Origin of the sequence: Methylobacterium amylolyticum (assembly GCF_030700245.1) — a bacterium.
In the GTDB taxonomy this organism is placed as follows: Bacteria; Pseudomonadota; Alphaproteobacteria; order Rhizobiales; family Beijerinckiaceae; genus Methylobacterium.
Map to the genome: position 1 here is coordinate 79,246 of NZ_JAUYZI010000026.1, position 21,413 is coordinate 100,658.

At 71.0% G+C, this 21,413-nt stretch carries 23 protein-coding genes and 1 pseudogene; 6 read left to right on the top strand and 18 right to left on the bottom strand.

Features of this window, described 5'->3' with window-relative positions:
• Nucleotides 1–47 precede the first annotated feature (47 nt).
• Together Q8W71_RS18750 and Q8W71_RS18755 are read left to right on the top strand one after the other, a co-directional pair.
• The gene (locus Q8W71_RS18750; protein ID WP_305526914.1) at nucleotides 48–725 is read left to right on the top strand and encodes a PspA/IM30 family protein; all 678 of its coding nucleotides are present in this window, start codon (nucleotides 48–50) and stop codon (nucleotides 723–725) included.
• Between the two features lie 40 nt (nucleotides 726–765).
• Nucleotides 766–1,041, top strand: coding sequence for a YiaA/YiaB family inner membrane protein (locus Q8W71_RS18755; protein WP_305526915.1), 276 nt, complete (start codon nucleotides 766–768; stop codon nucleotides 1,039–1,041).
• A gap of 34 nt (nucleotides 1,042–1,075) precedes the next feature.
• On the opposite strand, the gene Q8W71_RS18760 is transcribed toward Q8W71_RS18755, so the two are convergent.
• The 12 genes from Q8W71_RS18760 to Q8W71_RS18815 form a co-directional block, all read right to left on the bottom strand.
• The gene (locus Q8W71_RS18760) at nucleotides 1,076–2,068 is read right to left on the bottom strand and encodes a DUF808 domain-containing protein (protein ID WP_305526916.1); all 993 of its coding nucleotides are present in this window, start codon (nucleotides 2,066–2,068) and stop codon (nucleotides 1,076–1,078) included.
• A 113-nt stretch (nucleotides 2,069–2,181) separates the two neighbouring features.
• A complete protein-coding gene (locus Q8W71_RS18765; RefSeq protein WP_305526917.1) occupies nucleotides 2,182–3,597 on the bottom strand; it encodes a caspase family protein in 1,416 nt (471 codons plus the stop codon).
• 105 nt (nucleotides 3,598–3,702) lie between these two features.
• Nucleotides 3,703–4,155 (bottom strand): DsrE family protein, encoded by a 453-nt coding sequence (locus tag Q8W71_RS18770; RefSeq protein WP_305526918.1) that lies wholly within the window; start codon nucleotides 4,153–4,155, stop codon nucleotides 3,703–3,705.
• Between the two features lie 186 nt (nucleotides 4,156–4,341).
• Nucleotides 4,342–5,286, bottom strand: coding sequence for an MBL fold metallo-hydrolase (locus tag Q8W71_RS18775; protein WP_370875463.1), 945 nt, complete (start codon nucleotides 5,284–5,286; stop codon nucleotides 4,342–4,344).
• Nucleotides 5,283–5,960, bottom strand: a complete 678-nt coding sequence (locus Q8W71_RS18780) for a c-type cytochrome (RefSeq protein WP_305526920.1) — start codon at nucleotides 5,958–5,960, stop codon at nucleotides 5,283–5,285. The genes Q8W71_RS18775 and Q8W71_RS18780 overlap by 4 nt, the downstream gene beginning before the upstream one ends.
• Nucleotides 5,944–7,236 carry a sulfite dehydrogenase gene (soxC, locus tag Q8W71_RS18785; RefSeq protein ID WP_305526921.1) on the bottom strand — a complete coding sequence of 431 codons (1,293 nt, stop codon included), beginning with the start codon at nucleotides 7,234–7,236 and terminating at the stop codon, nucleotides 5,944–5,946. The genes Q8W71_RS18780 and soxC overlap by 17 nt, the downstream gene beginning before the upstream one ends.
• A gap of 53 nt (nucleotides 7,237–7,289) precedes the next feature.
• Nucleotides 7,290–8,969, bottom strand: coding sequence for a thiosulfohydrolase SoxB (gene soxB, locus Q8W71_RS18790; protein WP_305526922.1), 1,680 nt, complete (start codon nucleotides 8,967–8,969; stop codon nucleotides 7,290–7,292).
• 15 nt (nucleotides 8,970–8,984) lie between these two features.
• The gene (gene soxA / locus Q8W71_RS18795) at nucleotides 8,985–9,854 is read right to left on the bottom strand and encodes a sulfur oxidation c-type cytochrome SoxA (protein ID WP_305526938.1); all 870 of its coding nucleotides are present in this window, start codon (nucleotides 9,852–9,854) and stop codon (nucleotides 8,985–8,987) included.
• A 59-nt stretch (nucleotides 9,855–9,913) separates the two neighbouring features.
• Complete coding sequence (gene soxZ / locus Q8W71_RS18800; RefSeq protein ID WP_305526923.1) at nucleotides 9,914–10,243, bottom strand: thiosulfate oxidation carrier complex protein SoxZ; 330 nt, start codon at nucleotides 10,241–10,243, stop codon at nucleotides 9,914–9,916.
• A 141-nt stretch (nucleotides 10,244–10,384) separates the two neighbouring features.
• Complete coding sequence (soxY, locus tag Q8W71_RS18805; RefSeq protein WP_305526924.1) at nucleotides 10,385–10,843, bottom strand: thiosulfate oxidation carrier protein SoxY; 459 nt, start codon at nucleotides 10,841–10,843, stop codon at nucleotides 10,385–10,387.
• A gap of 22 nt (nucleotides 10,844–10,865) precedes the next feature.
• The gene (gene soxX, locus Q8W71_RS18810) at nucleotides 10,866–11,342 is read right to left on the bottom strand and encodes a sulfur oxidation c-type cytochrome SoxX (RefSeq protein WP_305526925.1); all 477 of its coding nucleotides are present in this window, start codon (nucleotides 11,340–11,342) and stop codon (nucleotides 10,866–10,868) included.
• A 168-nt stretch (nucleotides 11,343–11,510) separates the two neighbouring features.
• On the bottom strand, nucleotides 11,511–12,098 hold the full coding sequence (locus tag Q8W71_RS18815) for a thioredoxin family protein (protein WP_305526926.1): 588 nt from the start codon (nucleotides 12,096–12,098) through the stop codon (nucleotides 11,511–11,513).
• A gap of 78 nt (nucleotides 12,099–12,176) precedes the next feature.
• Here Q8W71_RS18815 and Q8W71_RS18820 point away from each other — a divergent pair, with 78 nt between their 5' ends.
• Nucleotides 12,177–12,896 (top strand): hypothetical protein, encoded by a 720-nt coding sequence (locus tag Q8W71_RS18820; RefSeq protein ID WP_305526927.1) that lies wholly within the window; start codon nucleotides 12,177–12,179, stop codon nucleotides 12,894–12,896.
• Nucleotides 12,897–12,988: 92 nt separating this feature from the next.
• Here the strand turns inward: Q8W71_RS18820 and Q8W71_RS18825 are convergent, their stop codons facing one another.
• Nucleotides 12,989–13,723, bottom strand: coding sequence for a cytochrome c biogenesis CcdA family protein (locus tag Q8W71_RS18825; protein WP_305526928.1), 735 nt, complete (start codon nucleotides 13,721–13,723; stop codon nucleotides 12,989–12,991).
• Between the two features lie 91 nt (nucleotides 13,724–13,814).
• Between Q8W71_RS18825 and Q8W71_RS18830 the strand changes: the two genes are divergently transcribed.
• Together Q8W71_RS18830 and Q8W71_RS18835 are read left to right on the top strand one after the other, a co-directional pair.
• Nucleotides 13,815–14,159 carry a thioredoxin domain-containing protein gene (locus Q8W71_RS18830; RefSeq protein WP_370875464.1) on the top strand — a complete coding sequence of 115 codons (345 nt, stop codon included), beginning with the start codon at nucleotides 13,815–13,817 and terminating at the stop codon, nucleotides 14,157–14,159.
• A gap of 56 nt (nucleotides 14,160–14,215) precedes the next feature.
• Nucleotides 14,216–14,572, top strand: a complete 357-nt coding sequence (locus Q8W71_RS18835) for an ArsR/SmtB family transcription factor (RefSeq protein ID WP_305526940.1) — start codon at nucleotides 14,216–14,218, stop codon at nucleotides 14,570–14,572.
• 13 nt (nucleotides 14,573–14,585) lie between these two features.
• On the opposite strand, the gene Q8W71_RS18840 is transcribed toward Q8W71_RS18835, so the two are convergent.
• From Q8W71_RS18840 to Q8W71_RS18850, 3 genes are all read right to left on the bottom strand, one after another.
• Nucleotides 14,586–15,629 (bottom strand): YeeE/YedE family protein, encoded by a 1,044-nt coding sequence (locus Q8W71_RS18840; RefSeq protein ID WP_305526929.1) that lies wholly within the window; start codon nucleotides 15,627–15,629, stop codon nucleotides 14,586–14,588.
• A 33-nt stretch (nucleotides 15,630–15,662) separates the two neighbouring features.
• Nucleotides 15,663–16,547 (bottom strand): MBL fold metallo-hydrolase, encoded by an 885-nt coding sequence (locus tag Q8W71_RS18845; RefSeq protein ID WP_305526930.1) that lies wholly within the window; start codon nucleotides 16,545–16,547, stop codon nucleotides 15,663–15,665.
• 289 nt (nucleotides 16,548–16,836) lie between these two features.
• Complete coding sequence (locus Q8W71_RS18850; RefSeq protein WP_305526931.1) at nucleotides 16,837–17,622, bottom strand: sulfite exporter TauE/SafE family protein; 786 nt, start codon at nucleotides 17,620–17,622, stop codon at nucleotides 16,837–16,839.
• Between the two features lie 197 nt (nucleotides 17,623–17,819).
• Between Q8W71_RS18850 and Q8W71_RS18855 the strand changes: the two genes are divergently transcribed.
• Nucleotides 17,820–19,502, top strand: coding sequence for a bifunctional protein tyrosine phosphatase family protein/NAD(P)/FAD-dependent oxidoreductase (locus Q8W71_RS18855; protein WP_305526932.1), 1,683 nt, complete (start codon nucleotides 17,820–17,822; stop codon nucleotides 19,500–19,502).
• A gap of 309 nt (nucleotides 19,503–19,811) precedes the next feature.
• Here the strand turns inward: Q8W71_RS18855 and Q8W71_RS18860 are convergent.
• A pseudogene (locus Q8W71_RS18860) lies at nucleotides 19,812–20,102 on the bottom strand (ArsR/SmtB family transcription factor); the annotation flags it as partial.
• Nucleotides 20,102–20,656, bottom strand: coding sequence for a peroxiredoxin (locus Q8W71_RS18865; RefSeq protein ID WP_370875467.1), 555 nt, complete (start codon nucleotides 20,654–20,656; stop codon nucleotides 20,102–20,104). The gene Q8W71_RS18865 and the pseudogene Q8W71_RS18860, both read right to left, overlap by 1 nt.
• Between the last annotated feature and the right edge of the window lie 757 nt (nucleotides 20,657–21,413).

The window sequence follows — 21,413 nt, forward strand, 5'->3', positions numbered from 1 at the left end:
AGTTAGTCCGCGAGGCGGACGAAGCCGTTCCCGAGAGGGGTTATCGCATGTTGAAGACCCTGAGCGACCTGCTGCGCGGGGCGGCGGCGGACCAAGCGCAAGCCCTCCACGACGCCAACGCCGTCGTCCTCCTTCGTCAGCAGATCCGCGACGCGGCCGGCGCGCTGGCGGTGGCGCGGCGCGAACTCGCCATCGCCATGGCCCACCAAGCCGGAGAACTCCGGGCCGTCGAGGCCCTGACCGGGCGCGCCGCCGGCCTGGAGGCGGCGGCGGCCAAGGCCCTGGCCGACCGGCGGGACGACCTCGCGACCGAGGCCGCGATCCGCATCGCCGCCCTGGAGGACGAGGCCGCGGACCGGCGGGCGGCGCTCGACGCGTTCGAGGCGGACGTGGCGCGCCTGCGCCGCTTGGTGGGGGACGGCGAGGGCCGCCTCCGGGATCTGGACCGCGGCCTCCAGACGGCCCGGGCCACCGAGGCCGTCCGCCGGGCCGGCGCCAACGGCCGGCGCGGCATCGCCCACGCCTCGGGGGCGCTCCAGGACGCCGAGGCGACGCTGGCCCGGCTGCGCGACCGCCAGACCGCCGGCGCGGACATCGACGCCGCGCTCGCCGCGCTCGACGGGGTCCCGCGCGACATCGAGGCACGGCTCGACGCGGCCGGCTACGGGAAACCTCGGACCGATCCGGCCGCGATCCTCGAGCGCATCCGCGCCAGGGCCGCCTGACCCCGCCGCACTCCCGATCCACACCTGAAGGAAGACGCCCATGACCCCCCAGATGCCCCACACGCCCGCCTGGAAGGCGTTCACGTTCATCAGCTTCGCCGTCGCCGTCGGGATGCTCGCCATCGGCGTGTTCTTCGCCTCCGTCGACGTCTGGACGAAGGGCTATCTCGCCATGGCCACGCTGCTGTCGCTCAGCTCGGCCTTCACCCTGGCCAAGACGCTCCGCGACGAGCACGAGACGAGCCGCCTGATCAACCGCATCGAGAACGCCGAGACCGAACGCACGCTGCGCGAGGCGATCCCGAGCCGCCTGTGAGCCGCCCTCCGGCCTGATCCGCCCGTCCGGTGGTTCAGGCCGTGCGCTGGCGGAGGCCCGTCAGCGACCGCCATGCCGGCGTGAGAATGAACTGCGTCAGGGGGATCAGCAGACCCCCGACCACCAACCCGATCACGCCCGACGCCGTGGCCGTGACCAGCCATTCGACGAGGCCCTTGGCGAACGGGACGTACGACGCCGCGGCGACCGCGGCCTCGTGGGTGGCGTGCGCGGGCGCCGACACGCCGTAGCCCTCCAGCCCGTGCATGAGAATGCCGCCGCCGACCCAGATCATCGCCGCCGTCCCGATGACGGCGAGCAGCTTCAGGAGGATCGGCATGCCCTTGACCACGCCGCGTCCGAGCCCGCGGATCAGGCTGCCGAGCGGCGGCTTGGCGGTGCTGCGGGCGAGGGCCAAACCCGCGTCGTCGGCCTTCACGATCAGCGCGACCACGCCGTAGACCCCCGCGGTGATCCCCACGGCGACGACGGCCAGCACGGCCGCCCGCATCCAGAAGCTGCCCTCCGGCAGTGCGGCGAGGGTGATCGCCATGATCTCGGCCGAGAGGATGAAGTCGGTCTTGATGGCGCTCGCGACACGACGGTCTTCCAGGGCCTGGTCGCCCCCCGGGCCGCCCTGGCCGTCGGCGTCGTCGGCGTGGGCATGGTGGGGGACGAGCGACTCGTAGACCTTCTCGGCGCCCTCGTAGCAGAGGTAGGCCCCGCCCAGCATCAGGAGCGGGGTGATCGCCCACGGCGCGAAGGCGCTGAGCGCGAGGGCGCCGGGCAGCAGGAACAGGAGCTTGTTGCGCAGCGACCCGACGGCGATCTTGCCGACGATGGGCAGTTCCCGCTCGGCCGCGAACCCCACGACGTAGCGCGGGGTGACGGCCGCATCGTCGATCACGACGCCCGCCGCCTTCGTTCCGGCCCGCGCGGCCTGGCCGGCGACGTCGTCGAGGGACGCCGCCGCCGCCCTGACCATGAAGGCGACATCATCGAGCAAAGCGATCAATCCGACGCTCACGCGGCCTCTCCTCGTCGGTCGCAGATCCCCCACACAGACGATTTCCGGCGCGATTTGATCCGCCGAACGCCGAGATCGGGCGCGCGGCCGGACCCGAGGGCCGGGCAGCCGGGCTACCTCCAGCGTGTCCGCGCCTCGTTCAACGCGCGGCTGCCCGGGAATCCGGTCGCCAGCGTGACGACGGCCCGCTCACCGTTCTTGTACCGGATCCCGAGGTCGAACCACGCTCTCCCGAACAGCAGGTCCTCGTTCCGCTTCACGTCGTCCGGCGAGGACGAGAGCCCGATCAGGAACTCGTTGTCGCGAAGGCGCACGGGCCGGCCGGAGACCGGAGCGCCCTTCTCCACCGCCTCGTTCTTGCCCTGGATCAGGCCGATCTCCTCGACGGTGCGCCGCTCCGCCTCGGGGCCGGAGGCGCTGAAGCTGAAGGCGAGCGTGTGGGCGGCGGCGCCCGCGTCCCTGTCGCGCTTCATCGTCATCGTCAAGGTCAGGCCGGCGTCCGGGACAGTCGCGGTCGCCACGAGCGCGACGTCGGGCGGCCGGCCCGCGTCGTCGGTGTCCGCGGCGAGCGTCCAGACGACATGCCCGGACCGGACACGCGGCGCCGTTCCCCCCGCACCCTGCTCCGCGAGAAGGACCCGCTGCGTGCTGGCCAAGCTGTCCGCGAGCCGCGCGCGGCCTTCCGGTGCCGCCTCCCCCGGCTTTCGCGGCACGGCCGCGACGGCGGCGCCGGGCGCGGGGGCCGACGCCTGTCCCGCGGGCGGGGGAACCCGGAAGACGAACCGGTCATCGGGCAGCGATTCGTAGGTGGCGGGCTCCTGCCGCTGATGGGTCGCGCGCAGCACCTCCGAACGGACGCGGCGGAAGAACAGGTTCACCTCGACATCGGGCGTCGCCAAGTGCTTCACCAGCGCCGTCACGTAAGGGCTGTTGACCTGACCGTCCTCCCCGTCCGAGGCCGTCTGGCCGGCCGCCGCGGAGTAGGCCACGAGCGAGCCGGATTGCGGGAGGTCCGGACGCGCGAGCCCGCGCCCCACCGAGCGCGTGGCAAGGGTCCGCTTCATGCCGGCGAGGAAGGGATTGTCGCGACAGGCATCCAGGATGACGAGGCGCAGCTTGGCGGCCCCTTCGAGGCGCTTCTGCACCTGGCTCAAGGAGACCGTCTCCTCGTCCACGTCCCGATCGCTCCTGAGGCGCGCATCGGTCGGCACGAGATAGTTGGTGCCGCCGACCTCGATGCCGTGGCCCGCGTAGTAGACGAGAGCCCAGTCGGCGGTATCGGCGACCCGCTCGAAGCGGCGCAAGACAGCGATCAGCGTGTCGCGATCCAAGTCCCGCTCGACCTGAACCTCCTGAAAGCCGGCCTCCCTCAAGGCCTGGGCGAGGCGTTCGCCGTCGCGCACGGGATTGTCCAGGCGCGGAACGGTCGCGTACCGGCCGTTGCCGATGACGAGGGCGACGCGCCGCTCGTCCGACGCCGCGCTGTTCGCGACGAGGACGGTGGCGAGAACGATCGCGGCTCGTAGCATGCGAAAGCGCGCTCCACGGATCTCGGCTGCGCTTCCGTCTGCGCGATGTGGAACGACCCGGCAAGGCCGGTCCGCGGCGCGGCACCGGCTCGGACCGGCGGCGTATCAGACGCGGAGATAGCTCCACCCGGCCTCCTGGAGCGTGACGAGACGGACGGCGCCCGCGCGAACCACGCCGACACGGGGAAGCAGCTCCAATTCGCGCCCCTCCGCCTGCTCCATGGCCTTGACGGTGTTGCCGCAGGCCGAGAGGACGATCTCGGGGACGCTCTCGGTGACGGAGCGGATCCGGGCCTTCACCGGCGAGGTGTCCGCCCGGACCATGTGCAGGCCCGGACCGTAAGCGACGATCTCCACCGCAAGCTCCTCGGCCAGGTCGCCGTATTCGCGCGCGAGATTGACCGCGTTGTTGAGGGCGAGTTCGAACACGCCCGCGTCGTTGGAGCTGACCTGCATCGCGACCCGGTGCGTCTTCGGGCTGGCCGCGGCCGCCCGGTCGATCGCGAGTCCGGCCATCAGCGCGGCGATCCCGGACACGCCCCTGCGCGACAGCACCATGGCCTCATCTCCCGTGTTCGGTCGCGCCGATCGCCGCGTCTCGACGTGACCCCACGTCTAGAGCCGCGCCCGATCGCGTTGCAATCGTGCGCGGCTCGAAGCCTTTGTCTCGACGCGCTCTCTTTTCGCCGAACCGGCATCCACTTCGGCGGAGAGCGCTTCAGCAAGCCGTGGCGCGCCGTCGCTTCAGGTCTGCGTGAAGCGATAGGCGTCGCCCGACCGCTCGACGCGCCCGATGCCCGAGCCCGGCAGGTGGAAGCCGACGAGCGTAGTCCGCTCGTTCGCCAGACGGTCGAGCAGCTCGAGCCGCGTGCGCGCCGCGAGGTCGCGGTCGAGGTCGCTTCCGAAGGCCCAGGCGGGGCGGCGGAAGGAGATCACCGCGTGGCTCAGGGCATCGCCGCCGATCAGCACCTGCTCCCGTCCCGCTTCGACGAGGACGGAGGCGTGACCGGGCGTGTGCCCCGGCGTCGCCACGTAGCTGAGGCCCGGCGCGATGCTCTCGCCGGGCCTGCGGCGCTCCATCTTCGCCTCCAGGCGCCGCAGCGTCCGCCGCGAGCCGACGGAGAGACCCTTGAGCCAGTCCGGCACCAGGGTCTCGACGTCGTCGCGGGTCCAGAAATCCCATTCCGCCGCGGGCACGACGTAGCGGGCATTGGGGAAGCGCTCGCTGTCGTCGAAATCGTCGATCGCGCCCCAGAGATGATCGGGATGGGCGTGGGTGAACACGACCTGCGTGATCGCCTCGCGCGGGACGTTCCGGCCCTCCAGCGTGTCGGCGAGCTTGCCGGCCGTCGGCTGGAAGGAGGTGCCCGAGCCGGCATCGATCAGGATGACGTCCGCGCCGGTCCGCACGAGGCTCGCATGCGTCGGGATCGGGCTCGCTTCCGCGGGCTGCCCCTCGGCCCGGAACGCGGCCTCCACCGCGTCGCGGGGCGTGTCGGGCAGCATGAAGGCGAGGGAGGACGACAGCGTCCCGTCGCTCGCCGTCTCCACGGTGGTCCCGCCGACCGTCAGCGCCGCCTGCCCCGCCGCCCCGCCGGACGGCCACGCGCCGGCGACAATCGCCGCGAGGCCGGCCACCAGCGTCCGCCGGTCGCAGCGCGGTCCCGGGGGTGCCGCGCCGGCCGTCATTGGACCGGCGGCGCCTTCTTCGCCGCGTCGGCCGCCTTGTCGGGCGTCACGTCGAGGATGCGGGCACGGCCGGTGATGACGGCCGCCTTCGGCAGGCAGTCCGTCATGCAGGGCTTGGCCGTCCAGAACGCCTTCTCCGCCGTCTCGCGGTCGTCCATGAAGAAGTTCTTCTCGTTCGGCAGGCGGATCGTGGCGAGGTTCTTCTCGTTCACCTCGAAATCCTGGTCCTTCAGAATGTCGTTGAGGTAGAGGAGGTAGGCCGTGACCGCGTAGGTCTCGTCCGGCGTCAGCGTCTGGGCGGCGCCGAAGGGCATGGCCCGGTGCACGAAGTCGAAGACGGTCGAGACGTAGGGCCAGTAGGACCCGATGGTCTTGACCGGGCTCTCCGATTTCAGCGTGCCGGCGCCGCCGGCGAGTTCCGGCCACCGGCCCGCGCCCTCGCCGAACTCGCCGTGGCAACTGGCGCAGCGATCCTGAAAGATCGTCTCGCCCAACGCCGCCGTGCCCTTGCCGACCGGCAGGCCTGTCCCGTCCGGACGCACGTCGATGTCCCAGCCCCGGATCTCCTCGGGCGTCGCGGCGCGCCCGATGTTCAGGCGCTCGGCCGCCGCAGGCGTTGCCGTGAGAAGGACGGCCGCGAGGACGGCCGCAAGCCCGCTACGCGACCTCGACATTCTCGATCTCCCCGCTGGGCAGCACGTGCCAGGTCTGGATACCGTTGTTGTGGTAGATCGAGTTCAGGCCGCGATGCTGGCGGAGCGCCGCCTTGGTCGGCTGGACGTAGCCGGTCTCGTCGATGGCCCGGGATTGCAGCAGGAGCGGATCGCCGTTCCAGTCGAACTCGTAGTAGAAGCGCGTCAGCGCCTTATCGAGCACGGGGCCGTCGAGGCGGGCCGCGCGCCAGTTGCGGCCGCCGTCGAGCGAGACGTCCACGCCCCTGATCGCGCCGCGTCCGGACCACGCGAGGCCCGAGAGCACCGTGAAGCCCTTGCCGCGCAGGGGCGCCTGCGGGCTGGGATCGGTGATCACGGACTTCGCGTCCATGGCCCAGGTGAAGCGCCGCGCCTGTCCGTCCGGCAGCAGGGCGGTGTATTTCGAGGTCTCCTCGCGGGTGTGCCACGGCTCGTCGCCGACCTTGATCCGGCGCAGCCACTTCACCCACATGTTGCCCTGCCAGCCGGGCAGGACGAGGCGCAGCGGGTAGCCGTGCTCGGGGTAGAGCGCCTCGCCGTTCATCGCGTAGGCGACGATGGCGTCGTCGAGGGCCTTCTCGATCGGCACGGAGCGGGTCATCGCGGCGGCGTCGGCCCCTTCGGGCAGCAGCCACTTGGCGTTGGTCCTCAGCCCCGCCTCCTCCAGGAGGCGCTTGAGCGGCACGCCCGTGTACATCGCGCAGTGGATCATGCCGTGGGTGAACTGGCAGCCGTTGAGCTGCGCGCCCTTCCACTCCATGCCGGAATTGGCCGCGCATTCGAGGAAGGCGATCCGGTTGACGCGCGGGAAGCGCTTCACGTCCTCCAGCGTCAGCATCAGCGGCTTCTCGACGAGGCCGTGGATCATCAGCCGGTGCTCGGCCGGGTCGATCTCGGCGATGCCGCCGTGGTGGCGCTCGAAGCCGAGGCCGTTGGGGGTGATGATCCCCTCCAACCGGTGCAGCGGCGTGAAGCTGACCGAACTCTGCCGCGAGGCGGTCAGCCACTCGACGTCGCGGCGCACCACATCCGCCTCGAACTTCGACGGGCGGCCGTAGGGCCGGCTGACGACGCCGTCGCCGAGGGTCTGCGACCAGTCCGGCACGTTCGGCGGGAGGTTCTTCGCGTCCGGCGCGGCCGCCGCCCGACCCGCGAACGCCCCCGTCCCGACCGCCCCGCCGAGGGCGAGGCCCGTGCGCAGGAAGGATCGGCGGGAGGTGGGCCCCGGCGGATCGGGGCGCCGCTTCGGTTCAGACATGGGTCTCTCCGAACTGTTTCATGTATAGCAATGTATGAATATATACGGGACGACTACGCGCCGCGGACGGTGACTTGAGCGGGCGTCGGATTCACCGTGCCCTTGCGCTGGATATGCGCGGCGACGACGTCCCAGATCGGCGGGCCTTCGGTGCCCTCGTTGACGCTCGCCCAGCCCGCCGCGGTGTAGGTCGTCCCGGCCTCGATGGGCTTGCCGGTGCGCAGCAGGGTGAGGTCGGAGATGCGGCTGCCGGCGGGGCGGGCGACGTCGATCGCGTAGGACACGCCGCCGACCCGCACCATGTCGCCGCCCTGCTGGTAGTAGGGATCGGCGTTGAAGAGGTTGTCGGCCACGTCCTCCAGCACCTCCTTCAGCCGGGCGCCCGTCATGGGCATGCGGTAGGCCGCCGGGTAGGTGATGGCGGTGGCGTTGTAGACGTCCTCGCGGGTGATCGGCTGGCCGGGCAGCACGGTCGTGCCCCAGCGGAAACCCGGGGACAGGGCGATCTCGGCCTCGCGCTCGGCGAGCAGCGCGTCGCAGATCAGGTCGTCGAGGGTGCCGTTGAAGTTGCCGCGCCGGTAGAGCAGACCCTCGGTCCGGCCGAGTTCTTCCCTCAGCATGGCCTCGTGGGGCTCTCGGATCGCCTGGATCTTGGCCGCCATCGCCCTCTGCGGCGCGATCACGTCGGAGAAGATCGGGATCAGCTTCGAGCGAAATCCCTTCACCGCGCCGTCGCGCACGTCGAGATCGACGCGGGTGAGGAACTTGCCGTGGCTGCCCGAGGCGATGAGCAGGGTGTTGCCGACGGTGACCGCCTGCGGCAGCGCGTCGTGCGTGTGGCCGGTGAGGACGACGTCGATCCCCTTCACCCGCGCGGCGAGCTTCCGGTCCACGTCGAAGCCGTTGTGGGAGAGCAGCACAACGAGGTCGGCGCCGTCCTTGCGGGCCTTGTCGACGCTGCCCTGCACGTCCTCCTCGCGGATGCCGAAGGACCAGTTCGGGATCATCCAGCGCGGGTTGGCGATCGGCGTGTAGGGGAAGGCCTGCCCGATCACCGCGACCTTCGCGCCGCCGCGCTCGAACATCCGCGTCGCCTCGAAGGCCGGCTCGTTCCACTCGGCGTCGCGCACGTTCTGGCCGAGGAACGGGCAGCCGAGCCCGTCCACGATCTCCTTGACCCGGTCGGTGCCCAGCGTGAACTCCCAGTGGCCGGTCATGGCGTCGGGCTTCAGGAGCGCCATGCAGTCGACCATGTCCTGGCCCTTGGTCAGCATCGACGTGTAGCTGTTCTGCCACGTGTCGCCGCCGTCGAGGAACAGCACCCTGTCGCCGCGCTCGGCACGGATCGCGTCGAGCACCGTGGCGATCCGGTCGAGGCCGCCCATGCGGCCGTAGCTGCGCGCCAGGGCGACGTAATCCTCCGGCGTCAGCGCGTAGGCCAGCGGCGAGCCGCCGGGGATGCCGTAGAGGTCGAGATAGGCGCGTCCGGTGACGTGGGGGACGAGACCCCGCGCCTCGCCCACGCCGAGATTGGTCGAGGGCTCGCGGAACAGCACGGGCCGGAGCTGCGCGTGGATGTCCGTCAGGTGGACCAGGGTCACGTTGCCCATGGGTTCGAAGGCCAGGAGGTCGTCCTGGGTCAGGCGCTGCTGGGCGAAGGCGCGGGTCCAGCCCGTCGGCACGAGCGCCGCGGTGGCGGCGGCGATCTGGAGGAAGTCGCGGCGTGAGGTCATCGGGAGAAGCGACGCTCAGTTGCGCACGGCGGGCGTCTCGACCGGAAGGCCGAGGCCGCGCCACGCGACGTAGGTCTCCAGGGCGAGGAACTCGTCGGAGAGCGGCTTGAAGGGGGTGGCCCGGACGTCCTGCATGCAGCCCTCCATGCGCTCGTGGAGCGGCACGAGCCGCTGGTCGCGCAGGCGGTAGACGGGGAAGCCGTTGCTCTGCCCCTGGCTGAGGAAGTCGGCCCGGAGATACTTGCCGTGGTTCTTCTCGTGGCAGCTCGCGCAGGCGAGATCGAGTTGGCCGTTCCGCTGGTAATAGAGGGCCTTGCCGCGCTCGAACCACGGCGTCATCGGCCCGTCGACCTTGACGGCGACCGGCATGCCGCGGGACTGGTTGCGGATGTAGGCCGTCATGGCCGTGAGTTCGGGCGAGCCGAAGGCCCAGGGCTCGGCCTTCAGGGCACCGGTGCGGCAGATATCGATCCGCTGCTCCAGGTTGACCGGCTTGGCCAACTTCCCGTTCCACTTCGGATAGGCGGCCGCGACACCCTTCATCGAGGTCGACGCCGCGTCGTGGCAGCTCGCGCAGGACTTTCCCGCCGCGCCGTCGACCTTCGACCAGAGTTCCTCGCCCTGCTCGACGGCGAGGAAGCCCGGGTTGTTGAAGTCGTCCGCCTGCATGTCCTGCGTCTCCTTGGAGCGGAAATACAGGCCCGAGACGACCTCCTCGAACGGGGAATCCGGGCTTTGCGGCTTGAGGCCGTGCGCCTGCCAGGCCGGACGCTCGGACGCCTCCTTCGCGCTCGGCGCGGCCGACGGCATGTCCTGCGCGTGCGGCGCGACGGCCAGCGCGACGAGCGCGATCGCGGTCAGGGCGAGAGGATAGGGGTGGACCATCATGGCAGCTCCGGCTCGGCGTGGAGAGGCGCCCCGGGGCGGCCGGCCCCGGGCGCGCGTCATGCGACCTTGATCTGCTCCGTGGCCTGGATCTTCGAACCGTCGTCGTCGGTCCAGGTGAAGGTCAGCGTGCCGGATTCCTCGGGCCTGATCTTGAACTGGAAGTAGGGGTTGGCCGAAACCGCGCTCTCGAGGTTGGCGCTGAAGAGCGTCTTGCCGTTCAGGTCGCAGGTGAACGTGTTCAGGATCTTGCGCGGGATCGTCTTTCCGTCCTTGTCCTTGCGCTGCCCGGATTCCATCGTGTGGGAGACGAGGGTCTTCACCTCGATGACGCCGCCCTGGGCGACCTCCTTCTTGTCCAGTTTGATCCGCGGCTTCACGTCGGCCATGTCGTCCTCCCGTCCTCGTTCGATGCTGGCGCGTGCGGGCTAGAGCGCTCTGCGCCGGAGTGGATGCCGGTTCGGCGAAAGAGAGCGCGTCAAAACAAGGGCTTGGAGCTGTGGACGATCGCAGCGCGATCGGCGACAGCTCTAGCCGCCGCAGCCGCCGATGGTGACCTTCACCTGCTTCACGTCGCTGAAGACGGAGCCGTCGTTCATCCGCGCCACCGCGATGACGTTCTGCGTCTCGGCCAGACGGATCCGCGTGTTCGCCTCGGCGACGCTCGACGGCGTGAAGTGGAAGCTGATGACGCCGGGGTTCGGATTGCCCTCCGCGACGATCATCACCTCCTCGACGAAGCTGTCCTTCGTCATCGGCGCGTCGACGCTCACCGTCATCGGCACGGTGTTGCCGTTCTCGGCGATCTCGGGAAGTTCGAGCTTGACCTTGCCCCGCACCGGCTCCCTGCCGCGGGTGAAGGCCTTGATGGCCTCGTCGGTCGCGGCCTTCGCGGCGAGCGCCGGGCCGGCGCGGAGACCCAGGGCGGCGGCCGCGACGGCACCGGTGCCGAGGGCCAGGGCTTGGCGGCGGTTGAAGGGAGAGGTCATCGGGAGCGGCTCCTCCGCTGGGTCACTTCAGGGTCGTGAGGTAGGCGACGACGTCCTCGACCTGCTGGGCGGTCAGGATCGGCTTGCCCTGGAACTCGGAGCGCACGCGGCTCAACCCGTCGACCCGGTAGAAGGCCGGCATCACGGTCGCCTCGGTGAAGACGTGCTTCGGGTTGACGATGATCATCCGCAGATGCGCCGCGTCCCACCGGCCCGCCACGCCGTCGAGGGCGGGGCCGACCTCGCCGTGAAACGACTCGGCCTTGAGCGACGAGATCTGATGGCAGCCGAGGCAATTGCCCTGGCGCCGGTTGACGACCACCTTGGCGCCGGCGGCGGCGTCGCCCGGCTTGCCGGTGAGCGGGTCGGGAATGGCGTCGCTGCCGTCGACGGCCACGATCCGGAAGGGGGCGAGCCCGGTCGAGGCGGTCTCGGCTCCGGCGGCGGTCGCGAGGACGCAGAGTCCTGCGAGCGCAAAGGCGGTGATCGGCCTGCGCATCTGGCGTTTCCTCGGTGCGCCGTCTCTGCGGCTCGCGCGCCCGGTCCGGGCCGCGCGCCATGCCGGCGGGCGGACCCATCGACATATGCGAATTATTGCAAGTCTGACGCGGATCGCGCCCGAGTCAAGCTGGAATCGTTCTGCGCGGCGGTCACCGCGTCCCGGCTGTCAGCCCTTCTGGGCCGGATCCGGGGCGCGCAGGTACTCGCGCAGGCTCGTCCGCTCGTAGGCCCGCTCGGCGACGAAGGCGAAGGTTCGGCGGAAATCCGCGGGCGCCACGTAACCCTGCATGCGCAGGACCTCGCGCTCCCGGGGACGCTTGCCCGCGAGCGAAGCGTCCTCGGTCGGGAAGAACTGGAGGCTCGGCGTGAAGCGGATGCCGTACTTCTCCGCGAAGCGCTTCTCCGTGAGCGTCTCGCCATCGAAGTCGGTCACCTCCCGCGCGCCGATGATGTTGAGTTGCAGGATTTCGAACCGCTCGCGGATGAAGGCGCTCGCGACCGGGTCCGCGAAGTTCACCAGATGCATCTCCTTGCAATAGGGGCAGCCCTTCAGCTCCCACAGCACGGCGAGGCGCTTGCCGTGCTCCCGCGCGGCCTTCAGGTCGTCCGGCAGGTCGAGGAAGCTTTCGAGGAACCAGGGCTCGCGATAGAGGCCGTCATCGCCCTGAACCGGGCCCTGGACCGGTTCGGCCAGGGCCGGGAGCGGCAGGCCGAGCGCCAGGGCGCCCGCCAGGAACCGGCGCCGGGTAGACATGGCGTCCCCTCCAAATATTCTGGTTCATGCATGTGTAGGGCGCTTCGTCGGCGCCTGGCAATCCGTGGGACGCCTTCCGTGCCTCAGCGACGCGTGACATCCGCCCTGCACCGTGCCGGCCTCTGCGCTTGGCTCGTCGCGCAGTCGGCCGCGGCACAGTCTCCCGGGACGGGTGCGATCCTCGAACGCCTTCAGGCGGAGCGGCGCACGGTCCTGGCCTATCTCGCGCGCGACAACGCGGATCTCGCCCTGACCGCCCTCGACCGCTGGCGCGCGCGCCTGCGCAGCGAGGGCCGCACGCTCACGGCCGCCGCCGACAGCACCGCGCTGCGACCGATCCTCGACGCGCTCGACGCAGCGCTGACCGAGGCGACGCAGGCCCTCGAAGGCGGGGACGGCGCCCGGGCCGCCGGGATCGTGGAGACGGCGCTCGCACCGCTGGACGCGTGGCGACGGTCCGGCGGCCTGCGCCTGTTCTCCGATTGCGTCACGGATCTGTCCGGCCGCTACGGTGCCCTCGACCGGTATCGCCACGCCGCTCCCGACCTTGAGGACGCCGCGGTCCGGACGCGGATCGGCACGGCCGCGGCGGACGCGCTGGCCGCCGTGAACCGTTGCGACGCCGAGGCCGGCGCCAGCATCCGGTCGGATCCGGAGTTCCGGCGCCTGGCCGACGGGATGTCCGCGAGCCTCGGCAAGGTGCCGACCGCCCTCGATTCCCGCGATCCGGGATTGCTGCATCGCCTGCTGATCGAGTTGCGGGCCTTCGAGCGCCTCCTGGCGTTCCGCTACGGGTAGGACATCGGACCAAGCAGCGCGTCCGGCCGACGCCCGCCGCCCCGCACCCGCGGGGACAGCCGGCGATGAGGCGGCTTCATCGCCGGCCGGTGTCAGCCGACGCGACCGAGCGCGGGCACCGCATCCGTCAGCCACGCGCCGACGAGGGGCATCCAGCCGCCGAAGATGACGAGGCCGGTGGCCACGAGGGCGATGCCCATCGTCGCCTCGACGGCGCGGACATGGCGCCTGAACCGGCCGGCGAGCCGCAGGAACGGGCCGGTGAAAAAGGCGGCGGCGATGAAGGGCAGGCCGATCCCGGCGGCGTAGGCGGCCAGCAGCCACGCGCCGCGCGCGACCTCGTCCTCGCCGCCCGCGAGCAGCAGGATGGAGGCGAGGACCGGGCCCACGCAGGGCGTCCAGCCGAAGGCGAAGGCCAGCCCGACGAGGAAGGCTCCGACGACGCCCTCCGGCCGCGCCTCCACCTGGAACCGCACGTCGCGCAGGAGCGGCATCCAGCGGAAGACGCCGACCATGTGCAGCCCGAGCCCGACGATCACGATCCCGGCGATACGGGACAACAGGCCGACGTGATCGGTGAGGAGCTGCCCCACGGCCGAGGCACTCGCGCCCAGCGCGACGAACACCGCGGCGAAGCCGAGCACGAACGCGCCGGCGCGGGTGACGGCGCGGCGCGCCAGGGCGCGGTCCGGCCGGTCGACGAGCTCCTGCAACGAAGCCCCCGCCAGGAAGCAGAGATAGGGCGGCACCAGAGGCAGGATGCAGGGCGAGAGAAACGAGAGCAGCCCCGCGCCGAACGCGGTCAGGATCCCGACATCGGCGGCCACGGCGCTCCCCCCTCGAACATATTCATGTTTAGCGATATTATGATGCGTGGTCCGGCGCTTGGAAAGGCCGATGCGGGGAACGAGGCGGTCGATGATGGCGGGGGCGTGGGGGCTCGTCCTGTTGCCTGCCGCCGCGGATGCGGCCGAACTGGTCCTGTTCGAGCGGCGCGGATGCCCGTGGTGCACGGCGTGGGACGCGGCGATCGGGCCGATCTATCCGAAGTCGGATGTCGGCCGGCGGGCGCCGTTGCGCCGTGTCGATCTCGACGCAGGGCCGCCGCCGGGACTCACGCTCAAGCGCCCGATCCGCTACACACCGACCTTCGTCCTCGTCGAAGACGGGTCCGAACTCGACCGGATCGAGGGCTATCCGGGTGAGGATTTCTTCTGGGGACGGGCCGAGCGGTTGCTCGATCGGCTGCCAGCCTCGCCCTGAACGGCTTCGGACGGCCAGCGGCCCGCGAACGAACGGCGAGGGAGAGGGTTGAGATGATGCCGTTGCAGCCGGTGGAGCCGGGGGCGCGCGTCGAGGCTCCGGGCAGCCTCGACCTGGACCTGTTGCTGGCCAATGCCCGCGATGCCAGCGAGCTGCTGAAAGCCCTCGGCCACGAGGCGCGGCTCGTCATCCTCTGCCTGCTGGTCGAGGGCGAGCGCTCCGTCTCGGAGCTGGAGCAGTTGCTGAACCTGCGCCAGCCGGCGGTGTCCCAGCAGCTCGCGCGCCTGCGGGCCGACGATCTCGTGGAAGCGCGCCGCGACGGCAAGAACATCTACTACGCGCTCGCCCGTCCCGAAGTCCGCGAGATCATCGCGGCCCTGCACCGCGCCTTCTGCAACGGGCGGACACCGTAGGTCCCGCCGCCCGTCAGGTGTGCCGGTCGACGAGGTGGTAGAGGCCAGCGCGGGCCCCGACGAGGATGGAGCCGAGGGCGAGCATCGAGCCGACCGACAGCGTCGAGAGCCCGCTCAACCCCTGGCCGATGGTGCAGCCGAGAGCGGTCACGCCGCCGGTGCCCATGAGGAATGCGCCGAGGAGGTGTCGCTTCACCTCGCGCGCGTCGTCCGGCGCCTCCCAATGGAATTCCCCCGCCCGGCGCGCCGCGGCGAAGGATCCGAGAAGCACGCCGAAGACCGAGGCCACGCCGAAATCGATCGTCGTGCCGCTCGCGAGCATGGCGTAGAGCAGCGTATCGCCGACCGGCCGCGCGAAGCTGAACGAGCCGACCGCGCGCGTCTCGAACGCGTCGAAGCCGGCGCTTCCGTTGGTCCACCAGCCGGCGACGATCACGCATCCGATGACGACGGCGCCGACGAGCAGCCGCCGGCTCTGCCGGAATTCGCGGCCCGTCAGCGCCACGATGCAGAGGATGGCGCCCGCGACGAGGCTCACGGCGATCCGGCCGTTCCGGTCGAGACCGAGGAGCGCCCCGAGCCGCTGCGCGCCGAGGTCGAGGCTCAGCGATTGCGTGAGCGTCACGCGCGCGAGCGCCGTGATGCCGCTGATCGCCATGTAGGCCGAGAGGCCGAGCACGAGCAGCACGAGGAGGGCGCGCAGGTCCCCGCCGCCGAGCCGCAGGAGCGCCCCGAAGCTGCAGGTGCCGACGAGCGCCATCCCGAGGCCGAACATCGTTCCGCCGAGGATCAGCGCCCCCCAGTCCAGGCGCGGCCCCGTGTAGATCGACCGAGCCAGGTCGAGGCCGTCGCCGGTTTCCAGAAGCTGCGTCCCGAGGACGGCGATGCCGGTCGCCAGCAGCCACGCCCGGGCACGGCGGGTGTCGCGCGCGTAGACGGCATCCTCGATGGCGCCCAACGTGCAGAAGCGACCCCGCCGCGCGACCATGCCCAGCAGCGCTCCCAGGACGAGGCCGAGCGCCGCCCGGATGAGATGTGCGGGGACCATATCCAACATCGGCTGAGGTTCGCTCATCCCGGGGGAGCGATGTCAAACGGCCACGTCCGCTCCGCCGTTGAGCGTGACCGGAATGGTCAGGTAGCGGACGCCGTTCGCCTCGGCCGGCGGGAATCGGCCGGCGCGGATGTTCACCTGGATCGACGGGAGCAGCAGGCGCGGCGCTGCGAGGGTGGCGTCCCGGGCGGTGCGCATCGCGGCGAACGCCTCCTCGCTCACGCCCTCGTTCACGTGGACGTTGCGGGCGCGCTGCTCGCCCACCGTGGTCTCCCAGGCATACACGTCGCGTCCCGGAGCCTTGTAGTCGTGGCACAGGTGCAGCACCGTCTCCGGCGGCAGCGCGAGCAGCTTGCGGATCGAGCGGTAGAGGGTGCGCACGTCGCCGCCGGGGAAGTCGGCCCGTGCCGTGCCGAAATCGGGCATGAACAGCGTGTCGCCGACGAAGACGTGGTTGCCGATCCGATAGCAGATGTCGGCCGGCGTATGGCCGGGCGTGTAGAGCACCGTGACGGGGAGGGTGCCGATGTGGAACGTCTCGCCATCCGCGAACAGACGGTCGAAGTCGCTGCCGTCGGTCTTCAGGTCGGTGGCATTGAAGACCGGGCGGAAGATCCTCTGCACGTCCTTGATGTGCTCGCCGATGCCGATCTTCGCACCGGCCTTCGCCTTCACGTAGGGCGAGCCGGAGAGGTGGTCGGCATGGGCGTGGGTCTCCAGCGTCCAGACCACCGTGTACCCTGCCTCGGCGGCGGCATCGAGCATCGCCTCGACGGAGCGGGTATCGACGCTGCCGCCGTTGTGGTCGTAGTCGAGCACGGGGTCGATAAAGGCGGCCTGCCCGGTCTCGGGATCGGCCACGATGTAGCTGACCGTGTTGGTGGGCTCGTCGAAGAAGGCGCGGATGACGGGCTCGGCCATGGGGTTGCTCCTGTCCGTGTGCGGCGTGTCGGGGGGCAGGCGCCGGGGCTCCGGCGGCGGCCGGTGTCGAGGCCCCGAAGGCGGGCGGCCGGGGCGAGGCCGATCGGCGCGGCCACCGCGCCGATGCCGACGGCGGCGCAGGCCCGGACGTCCTCGAGCGCCGCGAAGCCGGGCACGGCGCGTCCGGTGACGAGGAGGATCCGGTCGGTGCCGCCGACAGCCGCGGTCAGGGTCGTTCTCCCGAACGGTGCCGGCGGGGAGCGGCACCGGGCGCCCGATCTGCCGGGGCTCACGGGGGCGCGGCGAAGGCGCCGGCATTGCGGTAGAGCATGTAGCCGGCGACACCGAAGATGACGCTGGCGAACACCGTGTTGAGTGCGCCCCTGAATCCGGCGAGGCGGGTCGCGAGCCGCATCCCGAGGACGCCTCCGAGAAAGCCGCCGGCGATGAACTCCCCGGCGACGACCCAGTCGACCATCCCGGACAGGGCGTAGTTCAGCGCCGTGGTGAGGCCGAAGGCGCCGACGGCCAGCAGCGAGGTGCCGACCGCCGTGATGAGCGGCATGCCGGTGGCGAAGACGAGGCCCGGCACGATCAGGAATCCCCCGCCGATCCCGAAGAAGCCCGCCAGCACGCCGACCGCGAAGGCGACAGCCAGGACCTTCCCGCTCGGCACCGGGCCGCAGCCGACCGGCTCGCTCGCTCCGCCCGGGGCCGTCCGGCCGCGCAGCATGTGGATGCCGACGACGACCATCAGCAGGGCGAAGAGGAACAGCAGGCGCCCTCCGTCCACCGCCTTGCCGAGAGAGGAGCCGACGAGGGCGCCGCCGATGCCGGCGAGGGCGAAGACCGCAGCACAGCGCCAGCGCACATTCCCTGCCCTGGCGTGGCCGGCGAGCGTCGAGAATGCGCTGGCCGCCACCGCGAGCGCCCCCGTCCCGATGGCGTGGTGCGGCTGGGCGATGCCGACGACGTAGAGGAGCAAGGGCGTCGCCAGGATCGAGCCGCCGCCGCCGATCAGGCCGAGCGTGAAGCCGACCCCTGACCCGGACAGAAGGGCGGGAAGCGCGCTCATCGGCTGGGTTTCTCCGAACTCTGCGGTGCAGCGCCACGCGAATTGGCGAGATCGCCGCATCGATTCATTAATAAATGAATCGATGCGGCGTCCACGACGGACGTCAGCAACGGATACGCCCCTTGAGCGGCCTGTCAATATGTGTTCAGTTGAGTGAACTCATTCATGCAATAATTTTATAAATCGAGGAGAGCGCCGTGGATGTCAGACGCCTCAGCCAGGATCTGTCCGTCGCAGGGCAGGTCGTGCCTGCCGATCTCGCGGAGGCCGCCCGTGCCGGCTTCCGGGCCGTGATCTGCAATCGCCCGGATGGGGAGGGGGCGGACCAGCCGCGCTTCTCGGAGATCGAAGCTGCCGCCCGTGCCGCGGGGCTCGATGCCCGCTACCTGCCGGTCGCGTCGGGCGCGGTGTCCGACGCGGACGCGGCCGATTTCGCCGCGGCGCTCGCGGCGCTGCCCAAGCCCGTGCTCGCCTATTGCCGCACGGGCACGCGCTCGGCCACGCTGTGGTCGCTGAGCGAAGGGGCCGGCGGCCGCCCTCTGCCGGAGATCCTCGCGACGGCGAAGGCCGCCGGCTACGACCTCTCCGGCGCGGTCCGGCGCATCGCCTCGGGCGGGCGCGTCCCGACCGAGTCGGCCGGCCCGTTCCACAGCGTCGTCATCGTCGGAGGCGGCGCCGGCGGCATCGCCGTGGCGGCGAGCCTCAAGGCGCGCGAGCCCGACCTCGACATCGCGCTGATCGACCCCGCCGACATCCATTACTACCAGCCGGGCTGGACCATGGTCGGCGGCGGCATCTTCGCGCCCGCGACCACGGCGAGGACCATGGCGTCGCTGATCCCGGACGGCGTGCGCTGGATCAAGGCGGCGGTGGTGGCCTTCGAGCCCGAGCGCAGGACGGTCGTCCTGGAGGGCTGCCGGGCGGTGCGCTACGATCGCCTCGTGGTCGCGCCCGGCCTGAAGCTCGACTGGGCCGGCATCGAGGGCCTCACCGAGACCCTCGGGCGGAACGGCGTCACCTCGAACTACCGCTACGACCTCGCACCCTACACCTGGGACCTCGTGCAGAACCTCCGCGCCGGCCGCGCCCTGTTCACGCAGCCGCCCATGCCGATCAAGTGCGCGGGGGCGCCGCAGAAGGCGATGTATCTCTCCGCCGACCACTGGCTGCGTCAGGACCGGCTCAAGGACATCACGGTCGAACTCTACAATGCCGGCCCGGTGCTGTTCGGCGTGAACGCGTACGTCCCGGCGCTGATGGCGTACGTGGAGCGCTACGGCGCGCACCTGAACTTCCAGCACACGCTCGCGCGGATCGACGGCCCGGCCCGGCGCGCGTGGTTCTCCCGCAAGACCGAGGATGGCGAGAGCGAGACGGTCGAGACCAGCTTCGACATGATCCATGTCGTGCCGCCGCAACGGGCGCCCGACTTCGTCCGCGCCTCGCCGCTCGCCGATGCGGGCGGCTGGGTCGAGGTCGACCCGGCGCGCCTGCGCCACACGCGCTTCCCCGAGATCTACGCCCTCGGCGACGCCTGCAATGCCCCCAACGCCAAGACCGCCGCCGCCGCGCGCAAGCAGGCGCCGGTGGTGGCCCACAACCTCCTCGTCGAGATGGGTCACCTGCGCGGGGCCGAAGTTGCCTATGACGGCTACGGCTCGTGTCCGCTGACGGTGGAGCGGGGCAAGATCCTGCTCGCGGAGTTCGGCTACGGCGGCAAGCTGATGCCGAGCTTCCCCGCATGGCTGATCGACGGGACGCGGCCGAGCCACATGGCGTGGCTCTTGAAGGAGCGGATGCTGCCGTCGATCTACTGGAAGGCCATGCTCAAGGGCCGCGAGTGGATGGCCAAGCCGCGACCGGCCGACAAGGCCGCCTGAGCCGGAAAGCCGCGCCTGCCTCTGCGCCGGGGCGGGACTGTGGTTCTGGCATCTCCGGTGTACGGGCTCGCCGGACGCCCCGGGGTGACCCGCCATCCTCCACGGCGCGCCGCCGGTCCGAGCCGGCCGGCGATGCGGCCGTCGGCCCGGGGCGGATGCGCTGCCGAGATGCCGATCAGGGCGCCGCCCGCGCGGGGAGCGAGGTCGGTCTCACGGCTCGTCTCCGGTCTGCCCGAACATCGCGGCTTGACCGAGGGCCCGGGCGCGCGCGTCGGGCGGGCGCGCCGGCAACCGCCGCTGCGGCCGGTTGAGGATCAGGATGTCCTCGATCGCGTCGAGCAGCGCGCGCATGCGCGGGTCGGTCAGGCTGTAGAACACCACCTTGTGCTCCCGCCGGGTGGTGACGACCCCGGCGTTGCGCAGTTCGCCGAGTTGCTGCGACAGGGTCGGCTGGCGGATGCCGAGGCGCTGCTCGATCTCCGAGACCGAGCACTCGCCCTCGACCAGCAGGTAGAGGATGCGCAGGCGGTTCGGGTTGGCGACCAGCTTGAGCAGGTCGGCGGTGCCGCGGGCCTGCGCCTCGTCGATGCCGGGCGCCATCAGGCGCTTTCCAGGCGGTAGTACCAGTCGGGCCCGCGGGCGCCGACCTCCTCGCTCGTCATCGGCGGGTTCGCCAGCACCGGCTCACCCGGGTGCCAGCCCTCCGGCGTCGAGACGTCGCCCGCCTCGGTGGCCTGAAGCGCCTGAACCAGCCGCCGGATCTCGGCGACGCTGCGCCCCACCGTCAGCGGATAGGCGATCGACGCGCGCACGATCCCCTCGGGATCGATGACGAACGTGGTGCGCACCGTGGCGCTCGATGTCGCGCCGGCGGGCAGCATACCGTAGGCTTGCGCGATCCCCATGGCTGGGTCCTCGACGATCGGGAACGGCACCCGGACGCCGAAGCGTTGCTCGATGCTCTGCTGCCACGCCAGATGCGAGGACAGGCTGTCGACGGACAGGGCGAGCAGATCGCAGTCCAGGGCCAGGAATGCCGCGTGAGCCTGCGCGAAGGCGACGAATTCGCTGGTGCAGACGGGCGTGAAGTCCGCCGGATGCGAGAAGAACACCAGCCATCGGCCCCGGTACGACGAGAGCGTGCGCACGCCCATCGTGGTGCGCGCTCGGAAGTGCGGCGCCGCGTCTCCGATGATGGGGGGGCAGGCCGGCGGCGCGCCTGCGGAGGCGTCATTGTTTTCGGAATTCATGAAGCGACGCCCTCGGAAACAGGCTGGCGTTGTCGAACCTGCTGCAACGCAACCTCGATATCGCATTCTGGAACACGAGCAAGGGCGCGAAGAGAAATGTGGATTGGCGCGTCGGCCCGAGATGCGCTCTCGCGCATCGGTCCGATCGACGGTCGCGCAGCTCACCCCCGGCAGGGATCGATCCGATTCTACCTGTCCATCTTCCGCGCGCGACCGCATCCGCAGGCCTTTTGCATTCGCGGTCGCTCGACACGTCCTACTCGCGCCTCCCATGCATGGTCCCGAGATCAAGTAGAAGGGCAGGGTTCCCGAAGGGCGACACCCTTTGGCGGGATGCCGGGGCGGAGCCCCGGCGATCGTCCGCCGTGGACACGCCGCCCCCCGGCCATACCTGTCTGTCCGGAACAGGGAGGGATGCCATGACCGGGGCGAAGGCGGGTTCTGCGTCACTTTGTGTGGTGGCACGGAGTGAGCGGGAGCGGTCGCGCTTGGCTGGGATTCGGATGGGGAGAATGCTGTCCCCGAGCTACCCATGCCCAAGCGCTTGCTCCCCTTCATCCCCTCCTCGCTGCGCGTCGTCGCTGTCACGGCCGAGCCCGAGCACGTGACGGTGCTGGCGGTGCCGCGCTCGGCGGCGGCGTGTTGTCCGGTCTGCCGGAGG

Coding starts and splice junctions, on each gene's coding strand:
- Q8W71_RS18750 (WP_305526914.1), top strand. CDS start 48: ATGTTGAAGACCCTGAGCGACCTGCTGCGCGGGGCGGCGGCGGACCAA.
- Q8W71_RS18755 (WP_305526915.1), top strand. CDS start 766: ATGACCCCCCAGATGCCCCACACGCCCGCCTGGAAGGCGTTCACGTTC.
- Q8W71_RS18765 (WP_305526917.1), bottom strand. CDS start 3,597: ATGCTACGAGCCGCGATCGTTCTCGCCACCGTCCTCGTCGCGAACAGC.
- Q8W71_RS18770 (WP_305526918.1), bottom strand. CDS start 4,155: ATGGTGCTGTCGCGCAGGGGCGTGTCCGGGATCGCCGCGCTGATGGCC.
- Q8W71_RS18775 (WP_370875463.1), bottom strand. CDS start 5,286: ATGACGGCCGGCGCGGCACCCCCGGGACCGCGCTGCGACCGGCGGACG.
- Q8W71_RS18780 (WP_305526920.1), bottom strand. CDS start 5,960: ATGTCGAGGTCGCGTAGCGGGCTTGCGGCCGTCCTCGCGGCCGTCCTT.
- soxC (WP_305526921.1), bottom strand. CDS start 7,236: ATGTCTGAACCGAAGCGGCGCCCCGATCCGCCGGGGCCCACCTCCCGC.
- soxB (WP_305526922.1), bottom strand. CDS start 8,969: ATGACCTCACGCCGCGACTTCCTCCAGATCGCCGCCGCCACCGCGGCG.
- soxA (WP_305526938.1), bottom strand. CDS start 9,854: ATGGTCCACCCCTATCCTCTCGCCCTGACCGCGATCGCGCTCGTCGCG.
- soxZ (WP_305526923.1), bottom strand. CDS start 10,243: ATGGCCGACGTGAAGCCGCGGATCAAACTGGACAAGAAGGAGGTCGCC.
- soxY (WP_305526924.1), bottom strand. CDS start 10,843: ATGACCTCTCCCTTCAACCGCCGCCAAGCCCTGGCCCTCGGCACCGGT.
- soxX (WP_305526925.1), bottom strand. CDS start 11,342: ATGCGCAGGCCGATCACCGCCTTTGCGCTCGCAGGACTCTGCGTCCTC.
- Q8W71_RS18815 (WP_305526926.1), bottom strand. CDS start 12,098: ATGTCTACCCGGCGCCGGTTCCTGGCGGGCGCCCTGGCGCTCGGCCTG.
- Q8W71_RS18830 (WP_370875464.1), top strand. CDS start 13,815: ATGATGGCGGGGGCGTGGGGGCTCGTCCTGTTGCCTGCCGCCGCGGAT.
- Q8W71_RS18835 (WP_305526940.1), top strand. CDS start 14,216: ATGCCGTTGCAGCCGGTGGAGCCGGGGGCGCGCGTCGAGGCTCCGGGC.
- Q8W71_RS18840 (WP_305526929.1), bottom strand. CDS start 15,629: ATGTTGGATATGGTCCCCGCACATCTCATCCGGGCGGCGCTCGGCCTC.
- Q8W71_RS18845 (WP_305526930.1), bottom strand. CDS start 16,547: ATGGCCGAGCCCGTCATCCGCGCCTTCTTCGACGAGCCCACCAACACG.
- Q8W71_RS18850 (WP_305526931.1), bottom strand. CDS start 17,622: ATGAGCGCGCTTCCCGCCCTTCTGTCCGGGTCAGGGGTCGGCTTCACG.
- Q8W71_RS18865 (WP_370875467.1), bottom strand. CDS start 20,656: ATGGGCGTGCGCACGCTCTCGTCGTACCGGGGCCGATGGCTGGTGTTC.